Below are 20,583 nucleotides of genomic sequence, written 5' to 3'. Positions count from 1 at the left end.
TAAATATGAAAAAAAATATAGCAATACTTGGTTCAACGGGGAGCATTGGGAAACAAACGCTTGAAGTTGTTTCTGCTTTTCCGAGTTTTTTTAGCGTTGTTTCAATCGCGGCTAAAAACGAAATAGAAGAAATTATTTCCCAGATAAAAACATTTAAACCACTTCTTGTCTCTGTTGCTTCTGATGAAGTTAAAAGTAAAGTTGAAGCAGCCCTTTCAGGGCAAAACGTAAAAATAGTAACAGGAGAAGAGGGATTATTGGAGGTTGCGACCCATAAAGCGGTCAATCTTGTTGTAGCCGCAATTCCTGGGGCATTATCTTTGAAAGCTGTAATTGGCGCTGTTAAGTTGAAAAAAAATATTGCCCTGGCTACAAAAGAGATTTTAGTTGCGGCCGGAGATATTTTTATGGAAGAGGTTAAAAATTCGGGGGTCAACATCTTCCCGATCGACTCTGAGCATTCAGCTATTGCTCAATGTCTTATGGGGGAAAAGATAGAGAACATAAAAAAGATCATACTAACGGCTTCGGGAGGGCCTTTTTTAAAGGCTTCGCCTGAAAAAATGGCCAAGGTTACGGTAAAAGAGGCGTTAGGCCATCCTACATGGAAAATGGGCCCTAAGATTACGGTTGATTCTGCTACATTAATGAACAAAGGATTTGAAGTTATTGAAGCCCATCATTTATTTGGATTAGATTACAACAAGATAGAAACAGTTGTCCATCCGCAAAGTGTGATTCACTCTATGGTTGAATTTGTAGATGGATCTGTTAAAGCTCAATTAGGAGCTCCTGACATGCGTATCCCCATTCAGTTGGCTTTATTTGGAATGGAGAGAAAAGTTAATAGATGGAACGTTTTAGATGTTTATAAAATAAAATCTTTAACTTTTGAAAATGTTGACATGGAGAAATTTCAATGTTTAAAATTTGCCTATGAAGCTGGAATGAAAGGGGGAACGATGCCTGCGGTTGTTAATGCTGCAAATGAAGTTGCTGTTAATATGTTTTTAAAAAATAAAATTACTTTTCTTGATATTCCCATAAAGATAAAAAAGGCAATGGAAGCACATAAGCTAATAGAAAAACCTTCTCTCGAAGAGATAATAGAGGCTGATAAGAAGACAAGAGAATTATTAACCCCTTAACCCGATTATTCACTTTTTTGCGATTGTGTCGTGGTGAACCCTTCAGCTGAGCTCAGGGCAGGCTTTGTCGAACCATACATAATTTCAAGGCTTTCTCGCCCTTAGGCAGTCTTATTTTACATAAAAAGCGAGATTACTTTTTTGTTCCAAACTTTGTTGCAATAACAGCTCCCAGACCAATTAAAGAAGCGCCAAATTTAATTATAAGTCCTGCAACCGGAATAAAGCTTATCAGCGTAATAATTAAAAATCCTAATGCTGTCTCTATTATCATTGGCTTATTATAAGTTTTTAATGCTTGCAATATCTTTTTCCCGACAAGTTGCGATATAGCAACAAATCCAAAGAAGGCTCCTGCGATAAGGATAACAATGAGCATAGGGACAAGAAGTATCCCTACAATGGTCAAAATTAATCCTAAGATTATTGGCAGCATAGCAACTACCGTTAAAAATCCCCAAAGCAGAGATTTCCATGGCGATTTTTCCGCGTAGTAAGAAACTTTTCCAATATACTTTTGAAAGATTGCTACACATGTAAGAGCTAATGCTAACAAAGCAAGTAGCGTTAGCAGGTGAATGAAAATTCCCAGCAAAAGAAGATTTTTATTTGTAATCATTGAAGAAATATTAGACAAAGGGCCTAAATCTACTTCTGCAATATCTCCTATTACGGTTGCATTGTTCTCTTTTTTTACTGTTCCTCCAAAAGAAATGACATCTCCCATTACCTTTGAGGAGTTTTTAAGGGTTATATTGCCACCTACGGAAATGGCATCTTCTTCTACGGTTCCTGCAATATCTATGTTGCCGTTTACGGCTATAATATTTTTAACGATAGCATCTTTTTGAACCGATGCATTTGATCCTATTTTTACTATGCTTTTGTTTATATCTGACTTTAGGGTGGAAAGTGTTGCGAAAGAAGGAGAAACAAGAATTAAAAAGACAATTAAAAGGCTTAAAACTTTTTTCAATTAAACCACACTCCTTTTTTTGTTTCGGCATAAAGTATAACATTTTAATTTTATGCGTCAATAGGATATAATACAAATGACCTAATTAAAAATGACTGATAAAAACGGGACAAACAAGAGCATATTAGTCATTAACCCCGATTGTTCACCCCGATTAGGAAATCGGGGTTCATACCTGGGGAAATTTCTAACACTCTGCTAGAATTCTGTTTGTCTATGAATAATCGGGGTTAAATCATTTTTCATTTTATTTGATAGGAGATGTTTTTATGAGGCCGGTTTATTTGTGCATTATGGATGGGGTTGGCATAGGGAGGAATGATGAAACAAATGCCGTTTATCAGGCAATAAAAAGCGGAGAAGCCCAATTTTTAAAAGAACTTTTTGAAAAGCCTTACGCCAGACTTGAATGTTCGGGTAGGGCTGTTGGCCTTCCTGAAAATACAATGGGGAATTCGGAAGTAAATCATTTAAATATGGGGGCGGGGCGTGTTGTTTATCAGTCTATAGAAAGAATAAATGTCGCAATAGAAGATAAAGATTTCTTTAATAACAAGTCTTTGCTTTCAGCTGTTTTAAATTGCAAAGAGAACAATTCAACGCTTCATCTAATGGGAATTTTGCAGGGGCATGGGGGGACTGTCCATGGCCACATAAACCATCTTTTTGCTTTGTTGGAATTGGCAAAACAAAATGATTTAAAAAACGTGGTAATCCATGTTTTTGGTGATGGAAGAGATACAAACTCCAATGCATTGGGCGATGTATACATAAAAATGCTTCAGAATAAAATTTCTGATCTTGGATTAGAAAATGTTGCTAAAGTTAAGACTATCATGGGGCGTGAGTTATCCATGGATAGGGATACAGCTTGGAATAAAACTCTTATCGCCTTAAAGGCAATAGTTCTTGGCGATTGTGAAAATAAGGCCGAAACACCCCAAGATGCGATAAGAAAGTCGTATGCCAACAAAGAGACAGACGAATTCATTAGACCTGTAAAAATTGGGAAATATGATGGGGTTGCGCCAAAAGACTCAGTCATATTTTGGAATTATAGGCAGGACAGGGCTATTCAGATGACTGTCGCTTTTGTTGAGAAAGATAAGAAGTTTTTTAATTATAAAAAGGGGACAAACCCTATAGATGAAAATATTTATAAAGCAATACAAGATATACAGTCTAAACTTAAAAATGTAATTTTTGTGGCTATGACTGAATATTACGAAGGATTGAATGCTTTAACTGCTTATCCTGAAAAAGAGATCCCTGATACTGTGGGAGAAGTTGTTTCGAATGCTAATTTACTGCAACTTAGGATTGCCGGCACAGAAAAATTTGCACATGTTACCGGTTGGTTTTCTGGACGCAGAGGGGAGCCGTTTGTGGGAGAAGATCGCATCCTTGTTTACGACCCTACTTTAAAAGATCGGACGGAACAGGGGAAAAGATATGATCTTGTTCCTGAGATGACAGCTTTTAAAGAGACTGAAGCAGTTATGCGCGCAATGGATGAAAAAAAATATTCTTTAATTGTACATAATTTCCAAAATGGAGACATGGTGGGGCATACAGGCAACTTGGATGCGGCTAAAAAAGCAATGATTGCTGTATCAAAATCTCTTTCTGAGATTATTCCTAAATGGCTTGATAGGGGAGGGGTTGTCATTTTAACGGCAGATCATGGAAATGCAGATGAAATGTTTTTGGAGAATAACCATAAGAGAGTTGTAAGCACTCAACATTCACTTAACCCTGTTCCTTTATGGATTTTAGGAATAAACCAGAGACCAAAAGATGGAATTGTCCCCGACATTGGAGTTACAATCCTTAAAATTATGGGGCTTGACATTCCAAGTGATATGACGGCAAAATCACTTATTTAATCCCGACAAAGATAATCTGGGCTAAAATCAAAGATTTCCTTAACTACTAAAAGGTTTTTGATATAAGTTGTGAAACAAGGCTAACAGTAGTTATCAAACTATAACCCGAGTAAGATGTAGTATAAGTTCCGCTTAAGGCAGTTTTTACTACTCCTGCATTTTTTCCTAACCAGACATAATATGTATAGTTGGAGTACAATGTATCAAATGTTGGGCTGCGCAATGACAGTTTAAAACATTGGAATGTTCCTCCTGTTACTGTTACAGATTCTTCTCCGACCACAGTCCCTTCCAGTGAACCTATAATTGTCCAAGTCTTGCCGGTTTGTAAAGGAAAAGCATATAGATATGTTGATGTTGTCGTAGGGATAGATGGCGTTCCGTAGGTTCTTACTCCATCATCTGAAGCTATTACGAGAGTTTCTATTGTTGCAGTTACACCTCCTGCCGTTGTCTCTTCTCTTAAGATTTGAGCTTCTCCCGTGCTAATTGTTTGTGTACCGTTAAAAGTATCAACTATTGTTCCTGTTGCCACTATATCTCCTATAGGGGGGATTGGAAGTCCCGTTACATCAAATGATATAGTTGAAGATTGTCCATATGTCCAACTATAACCATCTTGATGAGGATAGTAGTCTGCGATTGTTCCTGTTGTTCCTCCTGATATGGAAGAACATCCTGACATTGTTCCGATTGTTGCAAAAGCAATAACTGTAAAAATTAAAATAGCTTTCATTTTTATCCTCCTATTTACCCCGATTATTCACCCCGATTTCCTAATCGGGGTTTATATTTATAATAGTATACCAGTAAATACATAAATATTAGAATGCCTTTTATTGTCGCAAAAGTATCTTTTTTCCCATATTGACCCCGATTGTCCTAATCGGGGTGAAGTTGCTTTATTGCTGACAAATGTTTAATTGATGAGTAATAAAGATCTCCAGGGGTTTCCTCTCTACACCCCTGTTTTACATAAAGATTGAAGGCTGTTTCTGCCCTTTCATATCTCTTTAAATTAAAAAAGGCCATGCCTAAATAATAAAGAGTTTTATGGTGATTTGGGTCTTTTTCGAGAGTTGTAAAACATAGCTTCATTGCTTCTTCTGGTTTATTTTCTTTCAATAGTATATATGCACGTATATCTTGAGTATCACAGTAATTGTTGTTATCAGGAGCGACTCTCTGAAAGGCTTTTTTCGCGTCATCTAAATTATTTTCTTCTAAATATTTATTGCCTTTATGAAACCATATATTCGTGTTTCCAAGAGCAAGCGACTCGGAAAAAATATTTTCCATGGCTTTTTTATTATCACCCTGGCTTAAGCTGAATGCCAACCATAAGTTTTCCAGAACAAGAGGATCTTTTTTGTTCATAGAATATGCTACAGTTAATGATCTTATTGCGTCTTTTGTTTTTTCTTCAGAAAGAGTTTTATTGTCTTGCTCATAAATTGCTCCATTTAAGGCTATAACCCCATCATTATAATGATGGACTCTAATGCTTTCATATTCTGAAGCGCGTGGATCTATTGTTTTTGTTGTTATCTCTTCAATTTTGAGATTGCCTGGGTCAGTCAAAGCTAATCTGAATGTGCGTCCATCACATAACTGTACGATAGGTTCCACGTGTGTTTTATATGACGATGTTCCTATTCCTGAATATTCTCTCCATGATTTTAATGGGTGTCCTGGGTTTCTCTTGTTGAAAGCATTTATAAGTGATTCTATAACATTGCAAATCTCTTCGCACATGGCTACTCTTTTATTTTTTGGCGTAGAAAACAGATCATTTGCAGAAAGGTCTCCCAGTTTTCTTCTTAAAGGGTGTAAAAGGTTGTCATTTAGCCTTAAATCAAGGCCCCCTTGTCTGGAAGGTAAAGCAGAAAAAGTATCTCCTTCAAATTTAAAGAAAGAATTTTCTTGTATAATGGCTTGTACTATAATTAACAATACAGATAATTGTTCTTTTGAATTATTAACGCCGCTTAAAAACTCGGGCTTATTTTTTAAAATTTCTTCAAGCAAGGCATCTGCCGCTTCTGAGTATATTGGATCTTGCAAATCTTCAGAAACATTTTCAAATAGTATTCTTTCATTTTTCGGCGTACTTCGTTCTTCTTCTTCTTGTGCCCAGTATCGGGCATAAAATGAGGGGGTATTTCCAGTTGGTTCGATTCCTAGCCCCATATTGCCTCACCCTCTTTCAATGTTATATTGTTTTGCAGGGCTCTATCGGCCTTTTAACATGGCTGGAGTTTTTTGTTCGCAATATATTATAGCCCTGATTTCTAAAAAGTCTATTTATTTATCATTAAGTTTTTATCGGAATTTCAATGAAAATATTTCAAAACTGCAAGTTACCATTACTATCCTGTATATTTTTATGTTAAAATATTAAAATGGCAAGGCTTTCAGAACATTTTAGGGATGAAGATTTTAGGTGCAGGTGTAATTTCTGTAAAGGGCAAGAGTTTAGAATTCATCTGGGGCTTGTTGGGGTATTGGAAATGATAGGAGAACACTTCAAGAAAAAAGTTAGCGTTTTATCCGCATATTGGTGTGATGAACATTATGAAAGTTTAAATCGGAATAGTCGCAGTTACCATACTATGGGGAAAGCTGCTCACATAAAAATCGAGGGGATTGAACTCAACGAACTTTTTAAGTATGTCGAAACCATAGAGGGGCTTAACGGGTTAGGGTTTTACCCTAAAGAAGGATTTGTTCATATTGATACTCGCCCCTCAGAAAAAAAAGAGAGTTGGATTAAAGAAGGGGAAAGTTATACTTCTATAACGGCTGAAAAACGACGTCAGTATGGACTTTAATGAAAAACATCTTGACAGTTATCTTGGTTCTTTAAAATCAGAGAGAAATCTTTCTTATCATACAATTAAAAACTATAATATAGATCTAAAAGATTTTTTTCTATTTTTAAAAGATAAACAGATTACAGATGTGACAAGAAATGATGCAAGAAGGTTTCTTTATTCCCTGGAGAACAGAAAGTTCAAGAGAAGATCTCTTGCTCGGAAAATATCCGCTTGTAGATCATTTTATTCTTGGTTATTAAGAGAAAAAACGGCTAAGGATAATCCTTTTTTGCTTTTGTCTACTCCTAAGCTCGAAAAAAAATTGCCAAACTTCCTTTATAAAAATGAAATTGATAAGCTTTTTTCTTCTATAAAAGGAGGAACCCCTTTTGTTTTGAGGGACAAAGCTTTAATTGAGTTGCTTTATGGTAGCGGCATACGCGTTAGTGAAGTTATAGGCTTAAACCTTGGGGATATTGATTTGGCTTCTATGGAAGTTAGGGTTTTGGGCAAGGGAGGAAAAGAAAGAATATCTTTAATCGGTAATCAAGCTGTTCAGGCTTTACGAAATTATTTAAACATTGGGCGACTTCGTATTGCAACTTTAGATACTAGAGCTGTTTTCTTGGGAAATCGTGGCGGGAGGTTAACGCAGAGAAGTGTTGAAAGGCTTTTGAAAAAGTGGGTTAAAAAAGCGGGCATTGAAAAAAAAGTTACCCCTCATACATTGAGACACTCTTTTGCAACCCATCTTTTGGATAATGGAGCAGATCTGCGAGCCGTACAAGAACTTTTAGGCCATTCTTCGCTTTCTACCACCCAGATTTATACTCATGTTACAAAGGAAAAGATGAAATCTGTTTACGATTCTGCGCATCCAAGAGCTTAGTCTCTTATTTTCTTCATTATATGATGGTAAAATGTTATTTGTGAAGAAAGTTTTCCAGATCTTAATAGTATTTTTCTGTTTGATGTTTTTTTTCTCATCAGTTGTTTTTTCTTTGCCTTTTGTAGATAGTCTTTATGAAAACATAAAAAAAGAGACTACAAAAGGACTTCAACAGTCTTTTAATCGCCCTGTGAAAATAAGAGGAGTTTCAGGGAAAATTATTGGCGAGGTTTTACTTGAAGGGGTATCAATCGGCGATGAAATCTACATTGACAGCCTTAAAGTTAATTTTAATCTTCTCAAATTTATTGAAAACAAAGGCAACATAGTTCCATCTATTGATGAATTGACTTTTAACAACGGTCAGATATCTATACTTAGGGATGAAAAAGGACATTTTAGGATATCGGATATTTTAAAGGAAGGGCAGAAGGATAGCCCTCCGTTAAAAGCGAAGATAGTTCTCAACAATATAAAGGCTGTATATGAAGACAAAGCTGGTATGCCATATAAACAAAAAACAATACACACATCGATTTCCAGCATAAAAGGAGAAATAGATCTCGCAAAAACACCAAAGATAGGAATTAATTTAGATGGAGTCGCAGAAGGCGGCTCCCGAATAAAATTTAATGGATTTTTTAATAGTAATGACCAGTCATACGACATAGAAGTTGCTGCGCATAAACTCCCCGCAAAAAACTGGATAAATTATTTTGTCCCATCTTTTAATTTTATTTCTGGGGAGGTAAATGTTGTATTTTCTGCAAACAAGGGAGAAGCAAAACTTACTCTAAACGGGGTTCTTGATTCTATTCCGGTCAGTGTTGATGGGTGCATTTATAAAGACCTTGATTTAAGCATAAGTTTTTATGATGCCGACATTAAAACTATAAATAAAATTTTTAACGGGGCGGTTTTCTCTGAAGCAAAGGGCCTCTTTAGCGCGCAAGTTGATATTAAAGGAAAATATAACAATCCAACCATATATTCAAATCTGGATTTTCAAAAAGGGATATATTTGGGGAGTTGGATTTATGGGGTGGGGAAAATTTCTTATGCTGATAAGAGACTTAAAATTGAAAGTTCAAAAGTAAAAATTTATGAAGGAGAAGTTAAATCTTCCGGAGAGGTTTATTTTACGAAAAAAGGGCCAGAATTTTCTATAAGAGGAAATATTTCCAAGTTGAATATTTTGAAGATAACAAGCAATGCGCCTGGTGTTTTGGGTGATTTGAGCGGGAGTTTTTTAGTTGATGGAAACTTGAAGGATTTAAAAGTTGATTTAAATGGCAACTTAACAAATGGTTTTCTCTTTGGACAAAGGCTTGATACTGTAAAGGCTCAACTTAGAATTAGAGATGGGGCTATTGATTTTAATGAGTTAAAACTTGCTTCTAACAGAGCTGAATTTGTAGGTAGGGGGACAATGTCTTCTCAAAAGGATTTCTCTTTTTATTCGAGGGCAAAGGGGTTTAGGTTGGCAGGCGTTGGAATTCTTGGCCCAATGAATGTTTTAGTTGATAGTTTTTATGGCGATTTAGCTTTTCGTTTGAATGACCAATTTCTTTCAAATCCAATAAAAAACTTAACAGCTTCAGGGAGCATTGAGATTTCTGATGGAAATATAGGAATACAGCATATCTCCAAAGGCTCTGGCAAAATTTCTTTAAAAAACGGAGAGGTTAAAATAAATAATGCTTTTTTGCAAGAAGGAGGATCAAGCATTTTTATCTCAGGCCAGACTGGCATTGGAGTTGAAACGGATTTGCAAGTATTGAGCGAAAACATGAAGCTGCAAAATTTGGGGATTGTAAGACAGTTTTTGCCGTCAGATATTTCTACAATAGAAGGGGATATTAATTTTCACGGGCAGGTAAGCGGAATGATTACAGAAGTAAAAAAAATTCAAGATATTTTGGGCTTAGATATATCAATCGAAGCTGCTTTAGATCACGCTAAAATTGATGATGTTCACATAGTTTCTGCGTCCTTAGAAGCGGGGGTAACAAACGGGAAGTTTTTTGTTGATTCGATCTATTTTAAAACAAGCAGTTCCGAGGTGTCGGGTTATGCAAGAAATACAATTAAAGAATCAATCAATAACTTTGATGCAAAAATACTCGCAAAAATTGATCTTCGTGATATCAGCATGTTTACTTCGAAAGTTGGCGTTTTGGAAGGCGTTGGCACTGTGGATTTTTCAATGTTGAGTGAGAAGAACAAAGAAAATGCTTTTTTGCATGTTGATTTTTCAAAGGGCCGTTTAAACCATATCCCTTTGGATAAAATTAAGGGGGAAGCTCGTTTGAAGGATAAAACAATTAGTTTGGCAAAGCCATTAATTGTTGAATCGGGGGAAAATAAAATTGTTTGTTCGGGCAATTTTTATCTTGGCGATGAGGGATTAGAAAAAGATATTGATCTTACTGTTTCGCTGGAAAAAGGCTCTATTCAAGAAGTCTCTAAAATTTTATCGGAGGGATATAGGTTGTATAAAAGGTTTTTTAGGCCAACAGTATCAAGTTCACAGGAAGTTAATCACACTAAATTTAAACTTCCTGTGTTTGAAGATATTTTTAATGATAGGAAGAATGGGTTTGATAAAGCGCTTGAAAAATGGGACAAACTAAATGCCGAGCTTGATAAATATAGGGCTTCTCAAGAACCGCCTTTATTTAATGATGTTAGCGGCAAAATAAAGGGGAAAGTTGCTGTGTCAGGAAGACTTGCTGATCCTAAAATTGAGGTTTCTGCTCAAATTGAAAAAGGAAAGTATAAAAAGTATGAGTTTGATAATTTGGATTTTTCTGTGGAAGTAGTGGAAGTAACAGATGGAAAAGTTTTGGCTACTAACATTGCACTTAAAAAATCAGGGGGAGAAACCACGGTCGCAGGAGAGTACTACGTTAATTCCCAAAAGATGAATGTGACTTTTTATGCCCGTAACATGCCTATTGATATATTGAGGTTTGTTTCAGATAAAGATCTTGAAGGAAGGTTTGATGCTGATGCGAAATTAATAGGGACAATAAAAGACCCATCTGTGGCACTTGACTTTAAAACAGATAAAGTTAAATTGGCTGATGTTGAGTTTAACGGCATAAAAGGGTTTATTACATATCATAAAGAAAAACTTACCATAGATAATATTGATATTGATGATGGTAAAAGCATTTCATCTGTTTCAGGGACATTAAATACGGCGGGAGATATTGCCTTGTCAGCTACCATAGAAGGGAGATCTCTGGGGCTTGCAAATATATTTAATGATGAGTTTAAATGGATTGATGGAAAAGCTAAAGGGTTTTTGACTGTTCGTTCGAGAAACGGCGAATTTTCAGTCAAGGGAAATGTTTCTGTAACAGATGGTATTTGGCATGTAAAATCTTTGGGTTCAAATATTGGGGACTCAAGTATTACCATTGAGGCCGATAAAGGGAGAATTGATCTTGTTGGTTTTTCGGGACATTGGTATGGGGAAAATGGCAGCATAACCCCCGTTTTTTGCGCTGGGTATATTGACTTTGCAAAAAAATCTTTAAATTTCAATCTTTCCGACGGAACTTTCTATATAAATGCATCTGAATTATATAAAGGGAATATTTTATTAAATAAAATTTCTCTTTCTGGACCATTTGACAAGTTAAAACTTGGAGGCAAAGTCAAAATGAGCGATGCTGTAATCTCTTTCCCTACAACTTTTTCTGGTGGGGCAGGTGATGGCAAGCAAAAAATTCCAATTTTTTTGAGTTTGAATTTAGATATAGCAAAAAATGTTTATCTTACTGCAGGCAATGTTAATACAATAGATTTAAGTAATATATTTTTAAATATGGAGATTTATGGTCAAGCCATTGACGTCTTAGGTCCTGTTACCGGCCCTAATATTTATGGTAGAATATATTTCAAAAGAGGGTCTGTTAGCATTTTTAACAGAGAATTTACTTTGTTAAGTTTGTCCGAACTTGAAAAATTTTATCCTTTTGGGTTAGAAGCAACATCTATCAATTATGCTGATTTTTCCGGAGGGTTTTTCCCTAATTTAAATTTGTTTGCTCTGGTTCAAGTTGAAGATAAAGTTAGCAACAACTCTTCATCAAAAAAGATTTTTGTTGTTTCTCATCTTACAGGGGTTCCTTTTAGCAGGGAAAAATCAAAAGCATTGGATATAGATCTTGAGGCATTTGAGGATGAAGGAACTTCTTTATATAAGCGCGCATCTTATTCTAAAGATGAAATAAGGGTTCTTTTATTGCCGGATTTTGTTAAATCAACAATTGGTTTGGAAAAGGGGAGCTCCGCTGATATTGACACAAAAGCAGTTGTGGCAGATTATTTAAATAGCCGTTTGCAAACTGTTGTTTTTCGGGGGGTTGAAAGGAGGCTTGAACAGGCTTTAGGCTTGGAAAGCCTGACTTTGGAGTATAATTTTGGTAAAGATCTGAGGCGGGCTTTGGGTGCAAAAGACGCTAATCTGGCGCAGAAACAGGCTTTTGGTGTCGGTTTTGTCAAAGAAGTTTTTGATCGTTTTTATATCGACGTGAAATATTCTAAATTATTGGATGAGTCTTCTGATAAGAGTAATACGGAATATTTTAACTATCAAATTACATATAGATTGACATCTATATTGTCTATTTCGTATTATAGAGAACCTCTAAGTGTTAGCGAGCCTATAAGTGGATATTCTAAAATGACGCTTAAGGCTATGTTTGGTTTTTAATGTTTTATTGCCTGTTTTTTTATTTTATTGAGGGTAAAATATGAGTATAGGAAAAGGAGAAATGGTTTTATGAAGAAATTGTTGTTGGTGGTATTTATTTTATTTTTCTTTTTTGGAGTTTCTTATGCTGTTAACAAGGATGATCTTCCTGTGAAGATAACAGCATTGGTTGTTTCTGGTAATTTCCACATAAAAACAGACCAGATTTTAGGAGTTGTTTTTAGTAAGGTTGGGGATTCTTTGGATGAGGAGAAGGTTCAGAATGATCTTAAAGCCATATACGCATTGGGTTATTTTGATGATGTTAAAGTTGATTTTAAGCCATACCTTGACGGAAGTAAGATAATCTATAAAGTGGTTGAAAATCCAATCTTGGAAAAAATAAATATAAAAGGAAATACCGTTTATTCAACTGCTGAGGTTTTACATGTTATGGGTGTTTCTACCGGTGAAAGTTTTAATTATAAAGATCTTAGAGAAGGGATTAAATTGCTAAATTTAAAATATAAAGATGATGGTTATATTTTGGCGAGAGTTGTCGATGTTAATCAAAACAAAGGGGTTTTAAACGTTGATCTTATTGAAGGGATTGTAGAAGGAGTTTCTCTGGAAGGGAATGAGAGTACTTTGGATTATGTCATTTTAAGAGAAATGAACACGAATCCGGGAAGTATTTTTAATGAGGAGGTTTTTGGAAAAGACTTGAGAAGAATTTTTAATCTTGGATTTTTTTCTGAGATCGTACCTGCCTTTGAGCCTGGCTCATCAAGCGATAAAATTATATTGGTTTTGAAAATTAAAGAAGCTCGTTCAAATACAGTTAATTTTGGTGGTGGTTATGGCGAAAAGGAAGGGTGGTTCGGGTTTGTTGATCTTTCTATAAACAATTTAATGGGGACAGCACAAGGCCTTTTAATCCGTGGCCAATTTGGACAGGAGTTGACTACTTATCAATTTAAGTATACAAATCCATGGTTTTTACCTGAAAGATTAGGCCCTAGAACTTCTTATACGCTTAAGCTTTGGAATACGATGGGGACGGATGTCTATTTGACGCAACAGGATGAATGGCACGTGGGATGGGATATGACTTTTGGCCGAACTATCCGTGAGATTTTTGGGAGCAGTATCTCTTTTGGATCTGAAAGAGTAGAGCCTAGAAATGGGGCAACATTTGAAGCTTATACCTCTAATTTTATAGGGTATTCTTTTTCCTTAGATACGAGAGATTACTGGATGAATCCTACGAGCGGAGTATACAATGTTTTATCTATAAGAGAAGGATGGAAATATACGGGGGTTCAAACTAATTATTTGAAGTTGGGAATTGATCTTAATGGCTTTATTCCTTTGGCTCAAAATCAGGTTCTTGCTGGCCATGCTGGGTTTGGCATAGGATTTGGCGATGTTCCTATTGGCGAATTATATTGGGCTGGGGGGCCAAATACTGTTCGTGGTTTTTCTTTAGATGAAACTCGTAGAGGCATAAAGAAAATGATTTTTAACGTTGAATACCGTTATACTTTCAACGAGACATTTCAGGGAGTTGTTTTTTATGATTTGGGAAATGCTTGGGATGTAGGGTCTCCTGTCCCTTCTGATTTTATTTATGGGTGGGGGCCTGGAATTAGATTTAATACTCCTCTGGGGCCTATTAGACTGGATTATGGATTAGGATCGGGGAAAGATTCTGGGCAAGGGATTCTTCATTTCAGCATAGGACAAGCCTTTTAAAAAATGACCAATGAAGAGGAACTTTTTGAGAGATATCTTCAGGAATTAATTACGTGGAATGAGAAATTTAATCTTACCGCGGTGACAGCTCCTGCAGAGATAAAAATTAGACATTTTGAAGATTCTTTATCGATTTTGCAGGTTATTGACCTGAAAGATCAAAAGGTTGTGGATATAGGTTCAGGGGCTGGGTTTCCTGGCATCCCGCTTAAAATTGTAAGGCCAAATATATCGCTTGTATTGATGGATTCCACACGAAAAAAAATAGATTTTTTAAGCCATATCATAAAAGAATTAAAACTTGAAAATGTTAATGCTGTTTGGGGGCGGGCGGAAGAACTGGCAAAGAAGCCTTATTATGGACGGCAATTTGACATAGCGCTAGCAAGAGCGATTGCGAAATTTCCTAAACTATTATTGTTTGCTCTCCCGCTTTTAAAGAAGGGAGGGGTTTTTGTTGCGCAAAAACAGGAACATGTGGAGCAAGAAATTAATGATTCTAAGCTAGAATTAAAAAAACTTGGCGGAAAAATAAGAAAAATTAAAAAAGTTGTAGTAGGAGGGATTATCAGATCTTTAGTAGTCGTGGAAAAGGTTTAACATCTTTTTGTCTTGGCTGGCTTTATTTTATGGTAGATTTATTGTAATAATACTATGTTTCTGTCACAGGGTTATATCCTAAATTTCCATTTACTATGAAATTTTCCTGTTAGTTGTACGATAAAAAAATAGCAAAAGAGCAGTAAAATTTTATAGACAATTTATTGTTTTTGTGTTAGCATTATAAATAGAAGGTGGTTTTATGAAAGAATTTCGTTGTAAATTTTGTAATAGATTATTAGCAAAGGTTACAGATGGGAGCAAGGTTGAGATAAAATGCCCTAAATGTAAATCAATGAACTTATATAGCGATGAGACAATCGTTATTTATGAAATTCCTGAAAATAATGTTACAAAAAAAATAAAAGAGAGAAATTTTGTTAAACAACACGAATTAGTAAAAGAAAGTATTTCTTCTTGATTGGTTTTTCAGATTTTTAACCCCAATTATTCATGCCTCGAGTAACTGTTTGACAATTTGTTGATTATTGATTCTGACGTGAACCCCGATTCTCCTAATCGGGGTGAATAATCGGGATTCAAACAGTTTGCGAAGGGGAATATTTTTTGGCTTTGCAAATTATTGGGCCCTATAGGATTCGAACCTATAACCAATCGGTTATGAGCCGAGCGCTCCACCATTGAGCTAAGGGCCCTTATAGCAAATAGCTTATAGCCAATAGCTTGTAGCAGAGAGCTTATGGTATTGGCCTGAACATACAACATTTATAACATAGCTGAAAAATGGAGTCAATATATATCAGCTAAGTATTAGTCGCGTAGATATTCACGCAGTTTTTTTGCGCGAGTTGGATGCTTAAGCTTTCTTAAAGCCTTAGCTTCTATTTGTCTAATTCTTTCGCGAGTAACTTGAAAAGCCTTTCCGACTTCTTCAAGAGTTCTTTGTCTTCCATCCCCAAGCCCAAAACGCATTTTTAAAACAGTGCGTTCCCTTTCAGTCAATGCTTTCATTACCTCTTCCAAATCCTCACGTAAAAGGCCTTGCATTACAATTTCATTAGGACCTGAAAATCCAACATCCTCCACAAAATCACCGAGTCTGGAAGATTCTTCATCCCCTACGGGCATTTCAAGCGACAAAGGCACCTGAGATATTTTAATTACTTCTCTGACTTTTTCTTTGGACATGTGCGCATGTTTTGCAATTTCTCCTTCTGTCGGTTTGCGCCCAAATTTTTGTAGAAGTTGTCTGCTTGTTTTTCTTAAACGGTTTATTGTTTCAACCATATGGACAGGGATACGAATAGTACGAGCTTGATCTGCAATTGCTCGAGTTATTGCTTGTCTTATCCACCATGTTGCATATGTTGAGAATTTATATCCTTTCCTATGGTCAAATTTTTCAACTGCGCGTATTAATCCAAGGTTGCCTTCTTGCACCAGGTCAAGGAATAACATCCCTCTGCCGGTATATTTTTTTGCTATTGAAACAACAAGCCTTAAATTTGAATTTACAAGTTTATGTTTCGCAGCCCTGTTTCCCAGTTTTATCTTTTTTGCCAAAAAAACTTCTTCTTCTCCTGTTAATAGGGGAAACCTTCCTATTTCACGAAGATACATTCTTACTGTATCGTCTACCCCAATGCCGTGAATTTCTGTTATTTCATTCTCATTTCGATGAGAATCTTCCTTGTATTTAGAAGAGACCTTTCTCTCTGTAATCTTAAATCCTTGAGAGAGCAACTGTTCTATTTCATCAAGGTTTTTCTCTGGCTCTGGATAGATAGCAAGCAACTCATCCGGAGTTATGTAACTTTTTCTTCCTGATTTTAAATTTTCTATCATGGTTTTCTTATCTATCACTTTTTCCCTCCTTAATTTTTATCGAACCATATTTCTTAGAATTTCATTTAATTCTAAGAGTTCTCTACTTAACGATTTTTGTGTTTTGGTTTCACCCTCTTTTTCTGCTTTTATTATAGATTGCCTTATAATTTCAATCTTTCTTTTTATTTCAAAACTTTTTATGGCTTTAATGCAATCTTCTAGTGTCTTTTCTTGGTTTTCTGCCGGTTCTTCTGTAAGTGCAATTTCTCTTAGTATTTTAGCTGAAGATTCATCGTCAACAGAAGATAGTATATCATTGCTGTCAAGGTTCCATATGTGATAAAAAATGTCTTTGTAATGGGAAAAATTGTCTATGCTTAATTCTTTTTTGATTATTTGAATGACTTCTTTCCGTTCAAGCGCAAGTTTTAAAAGTTTTCTTTCTGCCTCCTTTACAATTGAAGGGACATTAGGAATTGACCTTTTTTCTGATGATCCTTTTTTAGAAAAGAGACTAATCTTATTTTTTAATTCGGCTTCAAGTTTTTCTGCCGGGATATTAAGCAACTTTGACGCAAATTTTATATATTCATCCTGGAGAATTCCGTCTTTTTCTTTTGATAACAGTTTTGTTATTTCATGAGCCGCTTTTACTTTGCCTTCAACTTCGTTTGTCTTATAGTAGTTTATAATTCTTCTTATTCTAAACTCAATAGAAGGGATTGATTTTTTTATACTCTCCTCCAGCGCTTCTTTGCCTTGTTTTAGCGCTAATTCGTCGGGATCCTTTGCTCCTTCATATGTTGCAATTCTAACGCTAATACCCGCACCTCTTAAAACCTCTTCAGCTTTTTCACTTGCCAAGATTCCTGCTTGGTCTTGATCAAAAAATATTACCACGGTGTCTGTGAAGCGCTTAAGCAAACTTGCTTGATTGACAGTAAACGCAGTGCCAAGCGGCGCTACAACGTTTTTTATTTCTGATTCAAAACATGCAATTGTATCCATATATCCTTCCACAAGAACTGCGATTTTTTGTTTTTTTATAAAATCTTTTGCTAAACTTAAATTGTATAAGTTTTCGCCCTTAATAAATATTGTAGACTCAGGAGAGTTTAAATATTTAGGATCTTCATTTGTTGTTGATCTTCCGCCAAACCCTATTATTTGATTTTGATGGTTAGTTATTGGAAAGATCAACCGGTTCCTAAATCTGTCGTAAACCCCACTTCCACTGCCTGACTGACGGGGCGATACAAGCCCAGTTTTTAATATGTACTCTTCCTTTACGCCTCTGCTTAATAAAAACTTTAATAGATTATCCCACCCGGAAGGCGCAAACCCTAAACGGAAAACCTTGGGGTCATTTACATTTCTTTTTTTAAGGTACTCTGCTGCTTCATCGAGATGACTTTCATAAAACTTGCACGCAAGCTCCATAATTGAAAAAAGTTTTTTATTGGGAGAAGAATCAAGGGGAGAAGATCCAACAAAAGACTCAATTGCTATGCCTACCTTATCTCCTGCTATTTTTAAGGCTTCTATAAAACTAACATTTTCCATTTCCATGAGAAGATTGAAAACATTTCCGCCTTTTCCGCAACCAAAACAATGGAATAACCCTTTTTCCTGGGAAACAGTAAATGATGGAGTTTTTTCAGAATGAAAAGGGCATAACCCTATATAGTTTTTTCCGCGTTTGCGCAAAGAAGGAATATATGAAGATACAACATCTACAATGTTGATTTTCTCTCTTATTTCTTCGATTTTTTCTTTTGACAGCATAGTTATAAGTTTCCTCTAACACCTAAAATGCCCTGTGTTCTTGGCGCAGGGTTTCCCTTGTTGTCGGAGTTAAGTGAGTCAGTTATCTTTCCATTCCCGTGGAACAAAAAGTTCTTGAAATTTGTTTATTGCAAAACAATCAGTCATCCCTGCTATAAAATCTATTGTATGTTGAAGTTGGTTTGCAATGGGCACCCTTTTTTGGAATTTTTTATTATAATGATAATACCTGAACAGTTGATGGATAAGGTAGGGAATTTTCTTCTCTTCTTTTTTGGCTTCCGGGTTAGTATATACATTTTCATACATAAACGCATATAAGTTATTCATTGCTTTTTTAATTGTTTTGTTCATTTTAATTTTCGGGCTGTTTAAACTATTATTTATCACATCGGAGACTAAAACATCTAAAATGTTTTCACCTAAAACCTTCATGGTACTCTTTGGAAGATCGCTTTTGGTTAAAACCTTTGCCTCTATTGCATCTTCTATATCATGTCTTAAATATGCAAATCTGTCTGCAAGTTTAACAACTTTTCCTTCAAGTGTAATTGGGTCAGGCTGATCGCTTCCATGTCCGTAGATACCGTCTAAAACTTCTTGGCATAGATTTAATCCTTTTCCGTCTTTTTCTATTACTTCAACAATTCTTAGGCTTTGCTTGTGATGATAAAATTTTATTCCGAAATTTTTCTCTAAAATTTCATTTAGGGCTTCTTCCCCTGAATGACCAAAAGGGGTATGTCCTAAGTCATGGCCCAAAGCTATTGCTTCTGTTAACTCTTCATTTAATCTTAAAGCTTTTGAAATTGTTCTTGCAATTTGTGCAACTTCCAATGTATGGGTTAGTCTTGTTCTGTAATGGTCTCCTGAAGGAGAAAGAAAGACTTGGGTTTTGTGCTTAAGCCTGCGAAATGCCCTGCAGTGAATTATCTTGTCCCTGTCTTTTTGAAAAGGAGTTCTATAATCACACTCTTTTTCAGGTTTTTTTCTTCCTTTTGTTTTTGATGATAAAGTAGCAAAGGGAGAAAGCAGATCTTTCTCCCTTTTTTCGATTTCTTCTCTTATAGTCAGGCTATTGTCAACTCCTTAAAACCGCTTGAGCTGCTGCCAATCTTGCGATTGGCACTCTGTAAGGCGAGCAGCTTACATAGTTTAACCCTGCATGGTGGCAGAATTCAACCGATTTTGGTTCTCCGCCATGTTCTCCGCAAATTCCAACTTTGAGATTCTTATTTGTCTTTCGGCCTTTTTTGACAGCCATTTCAATTAACTGTCCAACTCCTTCCTGGTCAAGAACCTGGAAAGGATCGTCTTTGTAGATACCCATTTCAACATATGCCGGGAGAAACTTCCCTGCGTCATCACGGGATAAACCAAGAGTCATTTGGGTTAGGTCATTTGTCCCGCATGAAAAGAATTCGGCAACTTCTGCTATTTTATCAGCAGTAATTGCCGCTCTTGGAATTTCGATCATGGTCCCGACCATATAAGCGACTTTTACGCCATATTTTTTTATAACTTCATTTGCTACGCGCCTTATTATGTCAACCTGGTTTTGCAGCTCTTTTACTTCGCCGACAAGCGGGACCATGATTTCAGGCTCAATTTTTATCCCTTTCTTTTTAAGCTCACAGGCTGCTTCCATAATTGCCCTTGCCTGCATCTCTGTAATTTCAGGATAAATAATTCCCAAACGACAACCGCGGTGTCCCAACATCGGGTTAAACTCATGAAGAGAATCAATCTTTTGTTTGATTTTCTCTAAGCTTACTTTCATTTCATCTGCCATCTCTTGCTGTTGAGGTGTTTCATGCGGAACAAATTCGTGCAGAGGAGGATCAAGAAGCCGTATTGTAACCGGTAATCCTTTCATAGCTTCGAAAATCCCCAGGAAATCCTCCTTTTGCATAGGAAGAAGTTTTGCCAGCGCTTTTTTTCTTCCTTCTACATCATCAGAGAGAATCATTTCGCGGACAGCTTTAATTCTATCACCCTCAAAGAACATATGTTCTGTTCTGCAAAGACCAATCCCTTCGGCTCCAAAATCTCTTGCGACTTTGGCATCTTTAGGTGTGTCGGCATTTGTCCTGACCTTTAATCTTCTGATCTTATCTGCCCACTTCATTACAGTTCCGAAATCTCCGGAGACTTCAGGGTTGATGGTAGGAACTTGTCCCTTCATTACCTCTCCGGTACTGCCGTTTAAAGAGACCCAGTCTCCTTCTTTAATAA

Annotated in this window: 15 protein-coding genes, 1 tRNA gene and 1 pseudogene; 9 read left to right on the top strand and 8 right to left on the bottom strand. The window is 36.1% G+C overall.

Annotated elements, in window-relative coordinates; translation table 11 throughout:
• Window positions 1-5: 5 nt before the first annotated feature.
• Window positions 6-1,148: a 1-deoxy-D-xylulose-5-phosphate reductoisomerase gene (locus tag A2290_08330; GenBank protein OGC14332.1), complete on the top strand. Its 1,143-nt coding sequence runs from the start codon at window positions 6-8 to the stop codon at window positions 1,146-1,148.
• A 133-nt stretch (window positions 1,149-1,281) separates the two neighbouring features.
• Here the strand turns inward: A2290_08330 and A2290_08325 are convergent, their stop codons facing one another.
• A complete protein-coding gene (locus A2290_08325) occupies window positions 1,282-2,124 on the bottom strand; it encodes a hypothetical protein (protein ID OGC14331.1) in 843 nt (280 codons plus the stop codon).
• A 269-nt stretch (window positions 2,125-2,393) separates the two neighbouring features.
• Between A2290_08325 and A2290_08320 the strand changes: the two genes are divergently transcribed.
• Window positions 2,394-4,010, top strand: a complete 1,617-nt coding sequence (locus A2290_08320; GenBank protein OGC14330.1) for a phosphoglycerate mutase (2,3-diphosphoglycerate-independent) — start codon at window positions 2,394-2,396, stop codon at window positions 4,008-4,010.
• 46 nt (window positions 4,011-4,056) lie between these two features.
• Here A2290_08320 and A2290_08315 read toward each other — a convergent pair whose 3' ends face one another.
• Window positions 4,057-4,746, bottom strand: a complete 690-nt coding sequence (locus tag A2290_08315; protein OGC14329.1) for a hypothetical protein — start codon at window positions 4,744-4,746, stop codon at window positions 4,057-4,059.
• A 146-nt stretch (window positions 4,747-4,892) separates the two neighbouring features.
• Complete coding sequence (locus tag A2290_08310) at window positions 4,893-6,200, bottom strand: hypothetical protein (GenBank protein ID OGC14328.1); 1,308 nt, start codon at window positions 6,198-6,200, stop codon at window positions 4,893-4,895.
• 1 nt (window position 6,201) lies between these two features.
• On the opposite strand from A2290_08310, the gene A2290_08305 reads away from it, so the two are divergent.
• From A2290_08305 to A2290_08275, 7 genes are all read left to right on the top strand, one after another.
• Entirely contained in the window at window positions 6,202-6,411 is a 210-nt protein-coding gene (locus A2290_08305) for a hypothetical protein (GenBank protein OGC14327.1), read from the top strand.
• 1 nt (window position 6,412) lies between these two features.
• Complete coding sequence (locus A2290_08300) at window positions 6,413-6,841, top strand: hypothetical protein (protein OGC14326.1); 429 nt, start codon at window positions 6,413-6,415, stop codon at window positions 6,839-6,841.
• Complete coding sequence (locus A2290_08295) at window positions 6,831-7,715, top strand: hypothetical protein (protein ID OGC14325.1); 885 nt, start codon at window positions 6,831-6,833, stop codon at window positions 7,713-7,715. The genes A2290_08300 and A2290_08295 overlap by 11 nt, the downstream gene beginning before the upstream one ends.
• An 82-nt stretch (window positions 7,716-7,797) precedes the next feature.
• Window positions 7,798-12,441, top strand: coding sequence for a hypothetical protein (locus A2290_08290; GenBank protein OGC14324.1), 4,644 nt, complete (start codon window positions 7,798-7,800; stop codon window positions 12,439-12,441).
• 69 nt (window positions 12,442-12,510) lie between these two features.
• A complete protein-coding gene (locus tag A2290_08285; GenBank protein ID OGC14323.1) occupies window positions 12,511-14,175 on the top strand; it encodes a hypothetical protein in 1,665 nt (554 codons plus the stop codon).
• Window positions 14,176-14,178: 3 nt separating this feature from the next.
• A complete protein-coding gene (locus tag A2290_08280) occupies window positions 14,179-14,775 on the top strand; it encodes a 16S rRNA (guanine(527)-N(7))-methyltransferase RsmG (protein ID OGC14322.1) in 597 nt (198 codons plus the stop codon).
• Between the two features lie 202 nt (window positions 14,776-14,977).
• Window positions 14,978-15,196, top strand: a complete 219-nt coding sequence (locus A2290_08275; GenBank protein OGC14321.1) for a hypothetical protein — start codon at window positions 14,978-14,980, stop codon at window positions 15,194-15,196.
• 163 nt (window positions 15,197-15,359) lie between these two features.
• Here A2290_08275 and A2290_08270 read toward each other — a convergent pair.
• The 5 genes and pseudogenes from A2290_08270 to A2290_08250 all read right to left on the bottom strand — a co-directional run bounded on the left by A2290_08270 (window position 15,360) and on the right by A2290_08250 (window position 20,583).
• Window positions 15,360-15,431, bottom strand: a tRNA-Met gene (locus A2290_08270).
• A 115-nt stretch (window positions 15,432-15,546) separates the two neighbouring features.
• Entirely contained in the window at window positions 15,547-16,581 is a 1,035-nt protein-coding gene (locus A2290_08265) for an RNA polymerase sigma factor RpoD (protein OGC14341.1), read from the bottom strand.
• Between the two features lie 36 nt (window positions 16,582-16,617).
• A complete protein-coding gene (locus A2290_08260) occupies window positions 16,618-18,348 on the bottom strand; it encodes a DNA primase (GenBank protein ID OGC14320.1) in 1,731 nt (576 codons plus the stop codon).
• Window positions 18,349-18,426: 78 nt separating this feature from the next.
• Window positions 18,427-19,422 (bottom strand): deoxyguanosinetriphosphate triphosphohydrolase, encoded by a 996-nt coding sequence (locus A2290_08255; protein OGC14319.1) that lies wholly within the window; start codon window positions 19,420-19,422, stop codon window positions 18,427-18,429.
• Window positions 19,423-19,429: 7 nt separating this feature from the next.
• A pseudogene (locus A2290_08250) lies at window positions 19,430-20,583 on the bottom strand (pyruvate, phosphate dikinase).

The sequence above is a fragment of the candidate division WOR-1 bacterium RIFOXYB2_FULL_36_35 genome, assembly GCA_001771505.1.
In the GTDB taxonomy this organism is placed as follows: Bacteria; Margulisbacteria; WOR-1; order XYC2-FULL-46-14; family XYC2-FULL-37-10; genus XYB2-FULL-36-35.
Note: the sequence above shows the minus strand (reverse complement) of the source record. Positions and strands in the feature narration are given on the sequence as shown.

What these genes read in the sequence shown, in the direction of transcription:
- A2290_08260 (OGC14320.1), bottom strand. Translation starts at nt 18,348, where the DNA reads ATGCTGTCAAAAGAAAAAATCGAAGAAATAAGAGAGAAAATCAACATT.
- A2290_08285 (OGC14323.1), top strand. Translation starts at nt 12,511, where the DNA reads ATGAAGAAATTGTTGTTGGTGGTATTTATTTTATTTTTCTTTTTTGGA.
- A2290_08265 (OGC14341.1), bottom strand. Translation starts at nt 16,581, where the DNA reads ATGATAGAAAATTTAAAATCAGGAAGAAAAAGTTACATAACTCCGGAT.
- A2290_08300 (OGC14326.1), top strand. Translation starts at nt 6,413, where the DNA reads ATGGCAAGGCTTTCAGAACATTTTAGGGATGAAGATTTTAGGTGCAGG.
- A2290_08320 (OGC14330.1), top strand. Translation starts at nt 2,394, where the DNA reads ATGAGGCCGGTTTATTTGTGCATTATGGATGGGGTTGGCATAGGGAGG.
- A2290_08275 (OGC14321.1), top strand. Translation starts at nt 14,978, where the DNA reads ATGAAAGAATTTCGTTGTAAATTTTGTAATAGATTATTAGCAAAGGTT.
- A2290_08290 (OGC14324.1), top strand. Translation starts at nt 7,798, where the DNA reads ATGTTTTTTTTCTCATCAGTTGTTTTTTCTTTGCCTTTTGTAGATAGT.
- A2290_08295 (OGC14325.1), top strand. Translation starts at nt 6,831, where the DNA reads ATGGACTTTAATGAAAAACATCTTGACAGTTATCTTGGTTCTTTAAAA.
- A2290_08310 (OGC14328.1), bottom strand. Translation starts at nt 6,200, where the DNA reads ATGGGGCTAGGAATCGAACCAACTGGAAATACCCCCTCATTTTATGCC.
- A2290_08315 (OGC14329.1), bottom strand. Translation starts at nt 4,746, where the DNA reads ATGAAAGCTATTTTAATTTTTACAGTTATTGCTTTTGCAACAATCGGA.
- A2290_08280 (OGC14322.1), top strand. Translation starts at nt 14,179, where the DNA reads ATGACCAATGAAGAGGAACTTTTTGAGAGATATCTTCAGGAATTAATT.
- A2290_08330 (OGC14332.1), top strand. Translation starts at nt 6, where the DNA reads ATGAAAAAAAATATAGCAATACTTGGTTCAACGGGGAGCATTGGGAAA.